At 35.2% G+C, this 14,827-nt stretch carries 9 protein-coding genes and 3 pseudogenes; 5 read left to right on the forward strand and 7 right to left on the reverse strand.

What is annotated here, in order from left to right; genetic code table 11:
* The first annotated feature begins 1,203 nt into the window (after window positions 1-1,203).
* The gene (locus tag RMB13_RS02115; RefSeq protein WP_311084284.1) at window positions 1,204-1,956 is read left to right on the forward strand and encodes a serine aminopeptidase domain-containing protein; all 753 of its coding nucleotides are present in this window, start codon (window positions 1,204-1,206) and stop codon (window positions 1,954-1,956) included.
* A gap of 41 nt (window positions 1,957-1,997) precedes the next feature.
* Here the strand turns inward: RMB13_RS02115 and RMB13_RS02120 are convergent, their stop codons facing one another.
* Complete coding sequence (locus RMB13_RS02120) at window positions 1,998-2,240, reverse strand: AlpA family phage regulatory protein (protein WP_311084285.1); 243 nt, start codon at window positions 2,238-2,240, stop codon at window positions 1,998-2,000.
* A 402-nt stretch (window positions 2,241-2,642) separates the two neighbouring features.
* Here RMB13_RS02120 and RMB13_RS02125 point away from each other — a divergent pair, with 402 nt between their 5' ends.
* Window positions 2,643-2,873 carry an AlpA family phage regulatory protein gene (locus RMB13_RS02125; protein ID WP_311084286.1) on the forward strand — a complete coding sequence of 77 codons (231 nt, stop codon included), beginning with the start codon at window positions 2,643-2,645 and terminating at the stop codon, window positions 2,871-2,873.
* Between the two features lie 1,001 nt (window positions 2,874-3,874).
* Here the strand turns inward: RMB13_RS02125 and RMB13_RS02130 are convergent.
* From RMB13_RS02130 to RMB13_RS02140, 3 genes and pseudogenes are all read right to left on the reverse strand, one after another.
* A pseudogene (locus tag RMB13_RS02130) lies at window positions 3,875-4,961 on the reverse strand (IS3 family transposase).
* Window positions 4,962-5,115: 154 nt separating this feature from the next.
* Entirely contained in the window at window positions 5,116-5,604 is a 489-nt protein-coding gene (locus RMB13_RS02135) for a nucleoside deaminase (RefSeq protein WP_311084287.1), read from the reverse strand.
* 23 nt (window positions 5,605-5,627) lie between these two features.
* On the reverse strand, window positions 5,628-6,926 hold the full coding sequence (locus tag RMB13_RS02140) for a nucleobase:cation symporter-2 family protein (protein WP_311084288.1): 1,299 nt from the start codon (window positions 6,924-6,926) through the stop codon (window positions 5,628-5,630).
* A 143-nt stretch (window positions 6,927-7,069) separates the two neighbouring features.
* On the opposite strand from RMB13_RS02140, the gene RMB13_RS02145 reads away from it, so the two are divergent.
* On the forward strand, window positions 7,070-7,996 hold the full coding sequence (locus RMB13_RS02145; protein ID WP_311084289.1) for a LysR family transcriptional regulator: 927 nt from the start codon (window positions 7,070-7,072) through the stop codon (window positions 7,994-7,996).
* 72 nt (window positions 7,997-8,068) lie between these two features.
* Here the strand turns inward: RMB13_RS02145 and RMB13_RS02150 are convergent.
* Window positions 8,069-8,743, reverse strand: a pseudogene (locus RMB13_RS02150) (transposase).
* Between the two features lie 411 nt (window positions 8,744-9,154).
* The gene (locus RMB13_RS02155) at window positions 9,155-10,657 is read right to left on the reverse strand and encodes a circularly permuted type 2 ATP-grasp protein (RefSeq protein WP_409070783.1); all 1,503 of its coding nucleotides are present in this window, start codon (window positions 10,655-10,657) and stop codon (window positions 9,155-9,157) included.
* Between the two features lie 752 nt (window positions 10,658-11,409).
* Here RMB13_RS02155 and RMB13_RS02160 point away from each other — a divergent pair.
* On the forward strand, window positions 11,410-12,717 hold the full coding sequence (locus tag RMB13_RS02160; protein ID WP_311084290.1) for a hypothetical protein: 1,308 nt from the start codon (window positions 11,410-11,412) through the stop codon (window positions 12,715-12,717).
* Between the two features lie 372 nt (window positions 12,718-13,089).
* Window positions 13,090-14,178: an OmpW family outer membrane protein gene (locus RMB13_RS02165; RefSeq protein ID WP_311084291.1), complete on the forward strand. Its 1,089-nt coding sequence runs from the start codon at window positions 13,090-13,092 to the stop codon at window positions 14,176-14,178.
* A gap of 499 nt (window positions 14,179-14,677) precedes the next feature.
* Here RMB13_RS02165 and RMB13_RS02170 read toward each other — a convergent pair.
* A pseudogene (locus RMB13_RS02170) lies at window positions 14,678-14,827 on the reverse strand (DUF932 domain-containing protein); the annotation flags it as partial.

Consider the following 14,827-nt stretch of genomic DNA (forward strand, 5'->3'; position numbering starts at 1 on the left):
ACTTAAATTTACAGTGATTATGCGAAATTAAACATTAAAAGAAAAATTTCTCTAAAATAACACTCCTGATTAGGGTAATATAATGACCTCAGTATTAAATATAAAGTTTGACCATACTTGCCCCTCTCCCTAGACAGGCAGGTCTTTTATTTCTCAAACCTGATTCGATCATGCTTGAAATAAAATTTTACTTGCTCAAGTTCACAAACATTCCCCTTCTGTTGATATGATTTGAATGTACCCTATATACGAAGCACCGTCACCATAGACTTTAAATTGCTTACTCATGAAACTACTGATAAATTAACTCCCCCTATGCTTGTTTCTATATCACTATGTACACAAGGGCGCTAACAACATTTTATCGCTTCATCCGTAGATAAGGCCTTTACTTTACTAATTGTTATATAAAAAACTTGTCAATAAAGTAAAATTCTGTATTGAACTTTAGAGTCAATCATTGACTACCCCCCTAAACACATAATATTAAATAATCTCTTTTATATAGCTTATATACCCCAAATAGCGATACAGATACCCTCTTTTCTTTTTAGCCAGAGTCATTATGATCAATTAACTCAATTGAAAATTTCATACCTACCTCATATTATTATGCTAAAGTCCAATCACTTCTGAGATGAAACATCCTCTTTCTGAAACATCTCATCAAAGATATGATTTTGAATACGAAGTTAGCTTATAATTAAAGCAAAAAAGGCATTAAAGAGAAATGTTGCGATTAAAGTATATTGGTGGTCAGAAGTATTCGCTTCCCTCCAATGAATTTACCTTCAATGATAAGCTGACAGGTAGATGAATCATTTACCATAAACAAACTTTTGGCTTAAAACCTCTACAAGATTTTTTGTTTCCGAATCTATTTCTAGCGATTTTGCATATCACTTTGCTCTATTGTTATTACAACATCATGAGCCATCAAAATTAGGTTAACGCAAGGGATCGTCATCTTTTCGTCCTCCTTTTATTCCATTACTTTTTTACTCTAGCCAATATATCAATAGAAAGTACTTCATATTTGCTAGTCACATGAAATTTTCATAAATAAGATAACATAGATTTAGGAACAGCAGTTCCAAAAAGGAACTTCAAGATATATCATTGCCATTGAAAAAGTAGTTGGATAAATAAAATGAAAAAATTTGCTCACCAAATTCTACGGAAACCATTTTTGGAAGATTCGAAGTGCCTTGGACTTGGCCACAAGCTATTTCCAAAGAAGGTTGGGAGGCTATCTCTATTCCTTTAGAGAAACAACAAACACTTAAAGGTTACTGGAAAAGCGCCCCATCAGCCAAAGCTACTTTAGTACTCGCTCATCCCATGGGAAAAGCAGCTAAAGCATTTTGGTTACGCTACGGGCATGCCGATCTATTCTTAAATAATGGTTACAATGTACTTATTTATGACGCCAATGGTTTTGGAGAAAGTGAAGGATTCTCTTTCGACTATCCCAATGACGTATATTACGCTGGGATGTATGCTCAAAAAAGAACGCCTGAATTAAATGTAGGTTTAATCGGTGCATCATTTGGCGCAGCTTGGGGATTATGCTCATTGGCAAGAGAGGGACATCCCTTTAAAATTGCAGTATTTGAAGGAGTGTTTCCAACATTACCAGAATTTTGGAAGCATTATCCAGTCGCTCACGCAATACTTAAAGTTTCAAATACCCTTGTACCAAAACTTAATCGTGAACTAAACCCTTTATCAAAATCTGAACAGGTAAAACATCAACCACCTATCCTATTGATCTATGGAGAAAAAGATATTTACACTCCACCTGAATTTGGTCATCGATTAAAAGCAGTACTCAACAATGTCACAATAGTGGAAATGACAACCTTTACTAATGCAGAACATACTTATATTTATCGAGATTTCCCTGAACAATATATGAAGTGTGTATTACCATTTTTAGAGCAACATATGATTTAAATGATAAATAGAATCGAGGAGAATGTTCTACCTCCTCTTGCTTATAATGCTTGCTCAGTTCTCAGGCTAATCTTCCCTTGAATCCTTTCATGAATCTCTTGGGCTACCCACCCCACTCGATTGGTTGATAAATAAATCTGCTTAGGAAAAGTCTCATCATAGTATTTCGATTTTGGATCAAGTATCGAATAAATCATTGCTCGACTAAGCCCAGTAATTTGAGTCAGTTGTTTGATGTTTAAGATTTGGTTGATCTGAAAAGTTTGAGGAGTTAACGCATTCATCTGATTGGTTCCTATTCGATATGAAGGTGTGCTTTCTGCACATAACATGTGCAAGCCAATAAACAAATAATGACCCAATTAAAAAGAATGAATCATCCTACTCCCAGATGATGGGAGTAGGAAATATATTTACTATAAAGTAACTTTAATTCAAGAACTTTCCCTTCTTGCCATGGAAGGACTTAAAGCCAACCGGATAAACACACAACTTATCCATTTGCTTACTAGTACTTGTTACTGCTCTTGGTAAGTGATCCAGATTTTCCAATGGATCATTTGGTTCAACCCAACGAAGGTCTGCTGAATCTACAACAGAGAACCACCTATACCCCTGCATTTATTTTTTATTGGGTTGCTCATGGTATGTGCTAAACGCACGCATTATCTTGAAAGGAATAAACCATGAATGCATCATTAAACCAAACTGTCTTTGTAATGAATAAAATCACCAACCTAAGACAGGTTATTGATTTTACTAATCTTAGTCGAGTAACTATTTATAACCTGTTAAACCCAAAATCTGAATATTACGATTCATCATTCCCTAAGCAAATTCTCCTATCAACAAATCGCATAGGATGGTCAGCGTTAGAACTCAACATATGGATTGAATCAAAGCTAGCACAACGTTGAGTTGTGTTAGTCATTTTTTCGATAACTAATTATGGCGAAAATCTACGTTTAGAACAGTTCCTCTCCTTAGCCATAATAATAAACGTAGAAAGCATATGAGTAGCTAAGTTCAAACATACAGATCACGAATCATCGCAGGGGTAAGCATAGGAGCAATACATAACCAAAAGCTTGAAATACGCAATAAAATACGATCTGTTCAATCAATTGAACCAATTACAAAAAGAATCATACTAATGAATAAAGAAATTTTCTTTCGATACAATCATTAATTGTTCCCACATCAACTGCGCAATGCCTCCTACAAGGGACCCTGTGACAGTGAATTCAACAGTTTAATCCATGCGCTATTGCACATAGATATCTGCAGAAAGTAACGTAAATGTCATTAATATACCTAAAATCATTATAAAGAACTAACTTGAGATCTGTATGGTATTTTTATAATATGAAATGGAGACAGAGGATGTTGGCATTTGAGAATGCTCTACATTAATTTTGCTTAGATAAAATGAATTAATCCAGTTTATTTTAAAAAAGCCATTGCGAAAGCAGTTGTACAATTTATCATCTACTTAGATCAGAAAAGGAACTTTTCCATACATACAAATTATAGCAAATAGACTAACTTATTCCCCAACCCTAGCCCATCACCACCATTAAGAATGAATGACGAGTACGACATCTCTCAATTTCGTCAAAATCATCCATTGAATTACTAATCAACTGTATTTGTAGTCATTTAACAGAAGTATTGATTTAGAGCTTATGAATTTTGAGAAAACTGTACGCTATTGAAAAATTAGGGTACCATCCTAAACGAAAAATATGAAACCAAGCTTGGTCATTAATCATTGCAGGTATTTCCGCTGCTACAGTCGATTGACCTGCTTACCCACGTCATTGTTGATCCACTACATAAATAAAGAAACTTTAGCGTAGGAAAATTGTTTAAAATCTCTCTCGACCATCGGTGTAGTTCCCAGATACTAGCCAAATAATCAGACAACCATTCCCTCTAAAGCCCTAAAATAATCCCGCTCAAATACATCTGGACTGAGCCAGCCATTGGCAGAATGCCTTCCTACTCGATTGTAATAAACCTCAATATACTCGAACAGTGCCATATTGGCTTCTTGTCATGTAGCAAAGTTACTATCATGACCAATATAACATTTCAGCGTATGGACGAAGCTCTCCGTAACAGCATTATCCCTGCACTTCCCGCGATGAGACATACTTTGGATAGCATGGTTTTCACGTAGCAAAACCCTAGAATCTCAGCTACAGTATTGGCTACCCTGTTCAGAAATCACAGACCAATTGACGATTTATACGGTAACTGGTTTGCCAACTAACTACCCGACGACTGAATAAATCCAGCATCACACATAAATATAACCATAGTTCGAATATAAGTCATGTCGGTAGACCAAACCTTGTTGGGTTGGTTCACATTGAACTGACGATCCTGCAAATTTGCGACAAAATAGGCAACTGATGATTGGAATCAGTCGCATGCCTGTATTTTCGACATATCTTTACTAAGCTCAAGTCGCTGAAGAATCCGACCTACTGTACACTCATTCAAACTATACAATTGCCCAGTATATCATGTACTAATGAAGATGCTCCAAGTCGTGCATGATGTTGCCAATACACTGTTTTAAGATCATTATATTTCAGTTGAACTTTAACTTGTCGATAACGCCAAGCATGATAACTGGATGTGCTAATACCAAGACTTTGACAGGCAGCTTTGATACGGATACCGTTCAAACTTAAGTTCCGAATTACCGTGTATTTTTCTTGGCTAAATCTGCTGTCAGAAACTGCACATGTGCCTTTTTAGGATGTCATTGGCCCCCTTTAGCTGCCTAACGTCCTTTTCAAATCAACAATAGTTGTTGCCCGGGGGATAAGACTCATTTACTCGCACCAGTTGTGTTGAAATCTCGTCCCCATTTATCCAATGTCGAGTAAACCAACACCTAGCTTTTCTAGAAATGGATGCCAACGACGCATGTGAGTTTGCCAAAGCATCTTCAATAGCTCGTTGTTTAAATTCCAGATAAACTGTTTAGCCATTGTATATCTCCAAAGTAAACGCTACATTAGCTTCAGAGGGACTCAATGTCCATTATTTTGGCTAGGATCAGTATTTATAATTATCATCTTCTAACTTTTTGCATTCAAGGATCTCTGTTTGAATAAAATTATATTAAGACGATTAGTATGCTGTTTAAGACCTATTTTTCCAAAAATAATTTTGCAAGTTAATAACCTCATCTTCAATTTCATTAAAAGGACCATAAAGTTTAATACTTTTTTGACCATGCTCAAAAATATAACAAGCGGGTACACTCATTGTTGGATTTTCATGGTGACTTCCAGTACATTCCAATAATTTCTTTTCTGAAACACCATAAACTACATTCCCAATATTTGCCCAATAAATTGTTCCAGCACACATGCAACATGGCTCAATAGCTGTGTATAAAGTACAATTCCATAAAAACTCAGATGTGAAGTTGGAAGCTGCTATTCTTGCTAAAGTAGATTCTGCGTGGTTTACCGTATCAATATTACATTGCGTCAATAAAATAGTTTCATTATCAGGTGCAACAAGTACTGCACCAAAAGGGTGATTCCCTAATTCAACAGCTCTCTTTCCAACTTCGTTGGATATCCGTAAAAATTTTAGAAACCTGTCTTTTTGAACACGATTCATCTTTCATCTCCAGGTACCTAATCTTAATCTATTTTGTTGAGCACAATATTGAGAATGACGGCTGTAGCACCTCCAAGAAAGATTCCACTATCTAAAAACATTTTGAGTGTCGGATTAATGTGATCAAATAAAGAGGGCAAGGCGATTGGCAAAGTACCAATTGAAATTGAGGTCGCAATAATAAGAATATTTTTATCCTTATTAAGATCAATTTCTTTAAGTATTTGAATGCCTGCAGCTAGTGTCATACCAAACATAAGTATCCCAACGCCACCTAAAACAGGTTTTGGAATAGTAGAAATAATTGCTCCCAGTTTTGGAAATATACCCAGCAAGCAGAGAATAATTCCTGCTGCAACCAGTACACCGCGATGTAGTACTTTGGTTAGCATTAATAAACCTGCATTTTGGCTAAAAGCATTGTAAGGGAAACTATTTAATGCACCGCCAACTATAGTTGATAATCCATCTGCACGAATTGTATTTGCAAGTATTGTTGGAGATGTATCTTCATTTTTTATTTTATTAATTAAAAGTATATTGCCTGTGGTCTCAGTCATCACAATAATCATAGATAAACAAAGAATTGTAATAGGTATGAACTCAAACTTTGGAAAGCCAAAAGAAAAAGGTGAGCTTAGACCTATCCAACTTGCCTGATTAACATCATTAAAATTAACTAAACCCATTGGGATCGCAATTAATGTTCCAATCATCATACCAAATAGAATACTAAAGTTCTTCCATATTCCTCTCAAACGAATTTGTAATAAAATAGTCGTAATTAAAGTGATGAAGCCTAGAATTAAGTAATTAGGAGATGTGAAATCTGCTGCTTTAGGATTACCTCCGCCTAGCCAAATTGCGGCTGCTGGAATTAAGGATATTCCAATGATGGTAATGATACAGCCTACAACGATTGGAGGAAAAAATTTGATTATTCGGCTAAAAATAGGGGCAAACAAAATCGTAAATAAACCACATGCTATAACGGATCCAAAAATGGTTTGCAAGTCATAAGCTTTTCCAATTAGAATTAATGGCGCCAAGACAATAAATGAGCAGCCTTGAATTAAAGGCAAGCGAGCTCCAAAAGGTCCTACACCAATTGATTGCAATAAAGTTGCTAGTCCTGATGTGAAAAGAGCCGCATTTATTAAAAGTATCGTTGATAAAAAATCTAACTGTAAGACAGTCGCCAATATCAATGGCACAGTAATTGTACCAGCGTACATTACTAGAACATGCTGCAATCCCAAAGAGAACATTTTTTTTGTTCCTAAAGTAGAAGTGTTATCTGTTCTAAAGAGTTCAATATTCATAAATTTTCACCATAAATTAAATATGATCGACTTCATGTTTAATATAGAAAATTTTTGTGATTATTAAAAAATTAAGAGCTATCTATTTTATTGATACAATGCATTTGTACGTTAATTTTCTGCAGTGTCATAGGTTTCTATCAATGAAGTATTCCCTAGAGCAACTCGTCACTTTTGTAACCGTTGCCAGTTCTGGCTCTTTTTCAGCAGCTGCAAGAAAGTTGAAAAAATCTCAATCGACTGTGAGTACATCAATTATAAATTTAGAAGATGAGTTTAATATCATTCTTTTTCATAGGAATTTCAGAGATCTCAAACTTACTTCTGAAGGGGAAACTCTATTAAAGTTGAGCCTAGGTATCTTAGAGCGTTGTAATTTACTTGAAAAAAAAATAGAACTATTGAACCAGGTCGATATAGAAAAACAAGTAAAGATTGCGATTAACATTCCTTATAGTTATATTTCCTACGTAGTAAAAAAATTTACAGAGAATTTTTCAGAAGTCGATCTCATTATAAAAGAACCAATTTTCAATAGCATTGAACAAATGGTATTAAATAATGAGGTTGATCTGGGTATTGTTCTTTCTAGTGAACATAACACTAATAAAATTAACTTTGTTCAGTTAGGTAAGCTTACAATGGTACATACAGTAAGTGTTGATCATGAATTGGCAAAAAAAATTCCAGTAACAATATCAGATTTACATTTATATAAGAAGATTATACTAGAGCATCAACAACTTATCTATTCAACAGAATTTTTAGATCCATCGTCTGTTCTAAAAGTTGAAAACTATAATTCCATGTTAAATGCTGTGCTTTCAGGAATCGGTTGGGCATCAATTCCTTTATCTTACGTTCAAGAAGATATAAGTTCTGGTAATCTGGTAGAACTCAAGCAATATGAATATCCATATAGCGACTGGATTGTCGGCGTTGATTTAATTTGGTCAAAACAAGCCGTACAAGGAAAAGCGAAAAATTGGCTTATTAATAAATTCGTGTCTGAACCAATTTTTGATTTTACTCAGAATCAAGAGTTAAAAAATTTTAAAAGATGGAATTAAATGTCTGATTAAATTTAGTACTTTAACTTTTAACGGTAATCCTCACAAAATAATCGAAGTTAAAAGTAGAGGTTAAGCAGCCATCAGAAGCGACTTTCCTTTGTTAGCTTGATGTGGTCTCTCATGATTGTAATACCATAGCCGACGCGTTGCATAATTTTGTACTTCATCCAACGTATCAAATAAATGTTTGCTCAATCAGCTATAACGTACGATTCAATATACACATTCTGCTGTGGTTTTCTTGGTTGAATATATTCGATACGAATACCATGCATTGCCCAGCGTACAAATTCGTAACTGATAAATTCTGGGCCATTGTCACATCGAATCACGAATGGCTTTTCTCGGTGAGCTGAATGAGCTGTTCCGCAATAAGTGCATTGTCATCACTGAGTTTAGCCTGATAACGATAGCAGGTTTAACTGATACTAAATTACTTTGCAGGCCAACCGAATGCTGACGGCATGATCGATAATGGCTTGTTGCGCCATCTGACGATGACAAGATGGCTTTACCACTTTTTGGATATGGCTTCCTGAATGATTTCAGCTTTGAGCCGCTCTTCAGCATACATCTTTTTTAGCTTGGCATTTTCTGCTTTAAGTTCTTTCAGTCGAACAATTAATGAGGCATCCATACCGCCATATTTGGCACGCCACTTGTAGAAAGTCGCATTACTCAGCCATGTTCACGGCAAAAGATGGCAACAGGTGTACCAGACTTCGCCTGTTTCAGAATGGACATGATCTGACTGTCGGTAAATTTAGATGTTTTCGTGCAGAATCTCCTGCTTGTATCTTAAGAGAAAATTCTACTTTTACATCCTTTTATTTTTAGGGGGATTACCATCCATAAAGCATTATTAAATAATGGCTGTTACTATTGAATTTTTTTAATTCCCTTAACTTTCATTCGAGATTCAAATTCAACAATCATACGTAACCGTCCTTCTACCTCATTAAAAATTGCTTTAGCCATATCCAGTCCGAACAAAGTTGTAATTTACTAATAATTAAACATTTAATAAATCAAAATTTTCTAATGATACAAAAATATCACTACTGTCTTTGTTTGAGCAGTATTACTTAGACTCCGCACCACTTTAGCGCAAATATAAACCGTTCATTATGTTTCTTATATTGATCTCAATTATTATCAATGAAAGATATCAATAACCCACGTGTCTTTAATTCCACCACCCTGTGAGGAGTTAACAACAAGAGAGCCCGCCTGCATTGCTACACGTGTTAAGCCACCAGGGACAATTGCAGTCCGATATGGAGAACTGAGAACAAAGGGTCTTAAGTCAATATGTCTTTCAGCTATGCCTCCACTCGTTAACGTTGGCGCAACAGATAAATCCAATGTAGGTTGTGCAATATAAGTATGTGGCGTTGCTATTAATTTCTTTCGGAATTGTTCAATCTCATGTGTGTTCGCTTGTGGCCCAATCAACATGCCGTAGCCACCCGATCCCTGCGATTCTTTCACAACCAATCGCTCCAGATTAGAAAGCACATAATCTAAATGTTCTTTATCACGGCACTGATAAGTAGGTACATTCTTCAGTATTGGCGTTTCACCCAAGTAATACTGTATCATCTGATCAACATAGGGATAAATCGATTTATCATCCGCAACTCCAGTACCTGGTGCATTGACAATCACAACATTGTTTTGCAAATAAGCTGACATTAGTCCAGCAACGCCGAGCGTACTATCCGGCCTAAATGCCAATGGATCAAGAAAATCGTCATCCAAACGGCGGTAAATAACATCAACCTTTTGACGCCCACGAATTGTTTTTATAAAAACCTGATCACACTCAACAAATAAATCTTTGTAGGTGGCTAACGGCACATCCATTTCACGAGCTAAAAAAGCGTGTTCATAATAAGCACTATTAAATCTTCCCGGTGTCAAAACAATAATAAATGGCTGATCAACATATGCATTTTCCCGCAAAATTTCTTTTAATATTGCAGGATATTGTTCAATCTCCTGCAAATTATTAGCCGCACATAGTTCAGGCATCAGCCGCTTGCTAAGACTCCGGCATTCAAGCATGTAAGATACGCCTGAGGGTGTTCTCAAATTATCTTCAAGTACAAAGAAATCGCCATTTCCATCTCGAATAATATCAATACCGCTAATTTGAGAATAAATTTTGCCTCTTAATGAATGTTTAAACATATGAGGCTGAAAAGCTTCATGTCCCAAAATCTGTTGTTCTGGAATTAAACCTTCTTTTAATATATGTTGATTATGATAGATATCATCTAAAAAATAATTAAGTGCCTTAACACGCTGTGCACAACCTGCTGCTATTTTTTCCCACTGTTTTTTTTCAATAATACGTGGAATGGGATCAAAGGGAATTGTTCTCTCTGTACCCTCTTTATCTCCATATACATTAAAAGTAATACCCTGATAAAAAAAATGCTGCTTGGCTTGTACACCGAGTTCCTTTAGTTCATCTAAAGTTTTTGCGCTTAACCACTGTTCAATCTTTTTAGAAGTTTCACCATTAAAGGTCATATCATCAAGCATTTCATTAAAAAATTGGGACTGAATTTGGCTAAATACATTTGTTTGAATTAAACTGCTATTAGCAGGATGGTTTACATAAGTTTGTAAATTCTCTTCTTTTTCAGACATATAAACTTCCCCTTAATATCTAAATTCAATATTATTAAGTTAAGCAACTTATATGCCATCTGAAAAATCCAACCCTGTTTTTCTATAATAAATTTCTGTACATACTATTAATGGGTTATTTAGAATCCCCCCTCAAAATACAAAAAAAACCCATTATTACCTAATAATGGGCTCAGTGAATAATCACTCAAGGTCTCTAGTGAGGAAATACAGATCATGAAACTAGCATCACAAACTGTATAATGCATGCTCACATAGAATAATATATATTTCAACACCCCAATATAATTAAAGAAGACCAGAAACACTCATACAATATAAAGTCAATCTAACATATATGCTATTTAAGCTATTGGCTATAACATCTATTAATATGCACACAAGTATAAGTAAAACTCTTACCTAAGTATAATTTATTCAAAAACTTAAATTAAAATAAATTTTAAAAACCCTAAAATAAGATAAAGCAACCAAAGTCTAACTATCAATTCAGGAAGTAAGCTATTACCGCAATATTTTAGGAATACTTAACAATAGGATGTATTATGTAATAAATGTAAATAAATATGTAAAGACTCAAGATTCATTTCAATTAATGATATAAATAATCTGGATCAATAATTTTTTATCCAGATATTCCACTAACATTTACGAGTAAACCTACTCACAAATGTTAGTGGAATAACAAACTCCTAAAGCAATAACAAAAAGGACAGCCAGGCAAAAATAATTTAGGAATACGGAGACCAGTTATGCAGCCATTACCATTGCTCTGTGCAACAATTTTAGCACTTGGAAATATATGTCTTACCTTAACCCATGCAGCATCAACATTAATATCCATGACCGATGCTGAATTATCAGATGTGAGTGGTCAAGCCTTAATGAGTATGTCCTATATCGCCCCAACAGATTCTGTAAGTAACTCAGACTACAATGGAAACATAGGATTTTACCGGCTTGCTTTAGATGCTCAGATGGAAATCAATACCAATATTAGAAAACTCCAACTTGGCTGTGGTGGTGTCAATGGTGCAGGTGCCTGTGATATTGATATTGACTATTTAAGTCTAAGTGGAGGAACTGTGGATAGTACAAATGCGGAACGTGCGGCATCCTCCGCTGTCATTACAAACCCTTTTTTAGAGTTTGCGATTAAAAATCCTGATTCAGCATCTACTCGCGAAATCCAAGGGTTTAGATTAAGTGCTCAATCCCTTTCTGGACTGCTCACTTTTGGCTTGGAAAATGGTGATAAAGAAAGTGGTATTAATTCATTAAGTGGTTATTTGGTCACCAAGCCAACAACTGGAACAGTAACAACCAACCCGTATTATGGCATTACTCAAGATGGAACTAATACCGCAATTACTGGACAAGCGACGGTTCTCGGTCAAGGAGCGACTCTTCCTTTTTCGTCTACATCTTATAACCTAAATTTGGGGGCGGGAACAGGGACACTCTCCATGGCGCAACAAGTGATTACAGGTAAACGGATCACTATGGCCAACCTAAATGCAACAGCAAAGGTTAATGGGTTATCAATTACAGGGACATTAGATGCGACCGCCTCTCTTTTAGGGGCCCCGCTTCCAATTTCTGGGAATGTGACAGGAACAGTTAATAATCTAGATGTGAATGTAGCAATTAACCAAAGTCTAGGTTATTTTCACGCAGCTCAGTTAGATGGTTCTGCGGGATATTTATCTGTTCAAGGTGCAAATATCCTTTGGCCTGAGGCTGCATCAGTTGCACAAACTGGTTGGTGGTTAGAATTGACTAACCCAATTGACATTGGGCAAATTACCCCAACAGGCAATGTTGATATCGCACTATCAACCATTACTGATACTTTAGGGCAAGTGAGCTCATATTTGAATACTCCTGGAAATGCTGTAGATTGTGGCTTTTTAGGATTAAATTGCGTAGCGTTAGGGAACCTTCCTGTTGGAACAGTAGATTTAACTGGAAAAACACCAGCATCTATGACATTAACTAACATCGTATTACAAAAACAAAGCTTTTCTCCAAACTGTTATGGTTCATTAAAATTTTGTTAATTAGCTTAAATACTGTGTTCAGAATTCATCATACTTCAGAGGAATCATCATGAACCACTTAATTCCCCCTTAAGAACAATTAGAGATATACCTCTAATTTTTGAAAAGAAGGAAAACTCTCGTTTAAGAAGTATCCTAAATAAATAAGAAGTGCACATAATGATAACCTATATTGTCCATTATAGATTAATCCGCTTGTTGATTTTGTAAAACTTAAATAAACAAAATATTATTTATTTTTTCTTTACAATTTAACTTTTAATTAAGCATGGATTCATAATTTATTATCTGTAATACTAAATATTCACTCATCGTGATGGAATCGCCATGAGAATAAAGACTTATTATTAATATTTAAGGATTGAATTCAAAATGAAAAAACTTATAAAAGTAGCTCTTTTACCCACCTCACTTTTTCTAGTTAGTCATGTTTATGCTCAGGGAGATAATTTTAAACGGTGGTCTGTAAGTGCTGGTTGGTTACATATAATGCCTACGGGTAAGGCTAACTCAACTCACATTAATACCGCCATACAAGAAGGTGAAAATTATGGTGTGAGTCAATTAAAAACTTCTGATGTAATGAATCATGCTATAAATATAGATGATTATAGAACAGGGTTAGCTGGAATTGCTATTAGAAGTATTGAGAATGCATACAACCGGGATCCGGATTCATACGTTTCAAATATTTATGCCGGTAATTTACGTTCTGATATTTCAGGAATATCTAATTGGAGTAACGATGCTGGTCTTGAGGCGGATAATGTTGATACCTTGGGCTTAACGGTAAACTACTTTTTAACAGATAAGACATCATTAGAATTAATGGGTGGAATCCCACCAAAAGTCGATATTACTGGTAAAGGACAAATAATTGCATCTGTACATGCAGAAGCAAATAGTACATCAGCCCTTCCTAGTTATGTGAATGGTTTAATCTTGGAAAAAGATATACTAATTAGTGATCTTGGAGCACACAATAAGATAGCAGAAGTAACAGCATGGACCCCATCTATAACAGCAAAATATCATTTTGGAGAGTCTGGAAAAAATAAATTCAGGCCATTTATAGGAGCAGGTGTTGCATATGGACATTTTAACAAGACAAAACTTAATCAGAATTTTGAGCAAGATTTAATAAATGTTGGACATATGGTTCAGAATGTTCTGGATGATCTAGCTGGACTTGCTTTAGAAAACTCTGGATCATCGACAGCAAATCCAATTATTAAAGTCAAAACAAGTGATGCTTTTGCACCAGTGGTTACAGCTGGTTTCTCATATGACTTATCTGACCGTTGGTTTTCCACAGCATCATTGACATACATACCTAAATTTAATAGCACAGCCAAGATTACTGTTACAGATTCTAATACTGGGAATCAGTTACTTAATGCAAATACTAAAGTAGACTTGAATCCCCTCATTACTTATGCAGGAGTAGGATATCGTTTCTAATCAATGTTGAAATTATATAAATGAGACTTCTATTGACATTGTAGTAAATTTTCTCAATGTCATAGAAGCTTTGATCTTGAATATAGAGCTCTAATAAAGGATTATCCATAAAGTAAAAGTATTTTCAGCTTGATATAGAGTTTATGTAGATAGATCAAACGATTCAATATATAGCTATATTGATAATGTGTGTGATTCATAGACATCATTTCAATATAATGGGTGTCTATGAATCACACATCATACAAAACTCACTAATGCTATTCCTCTTCCATCCTCTCGCTCCAAAACTCAACATTACCCAACTAATTGATATAAATTAAAAAACTAAGTAGACTCTTCCTACTCATCAATTTGATTCACTCTATTAATAGTCGCATCTCAGAACTTGACTCATATTTTTAAGACATAAAGGCCACATTTTTCTAAATGTGGCCTAGTCTGATCAGCTTAGGCTAAATGGCTAAGCTTAAATTAAACTAAATAACTAACCGTATTATTAAGCTATCATTCTAATAGCTTGCTCCAATCCTCGTTGCTTAATCGTTGCCCCCATTCCAAACCATGCTGAATTCAATCGATGATCTTGACTCATTGCTCGACGCTCGTGATCAATATATTCGGTAATACTACAAAGCAAACCATACGC

The organism is Acinetobacter sp. V102_4 (genome assembly GCF_031799005.1).
Lineage (GTDB): Bacteria > Pseudomonadota > Gammaproteobacteria > Pseudomonadales > Moraxellaceae > Acinetobacter > Acinetobacter calcoaceticus.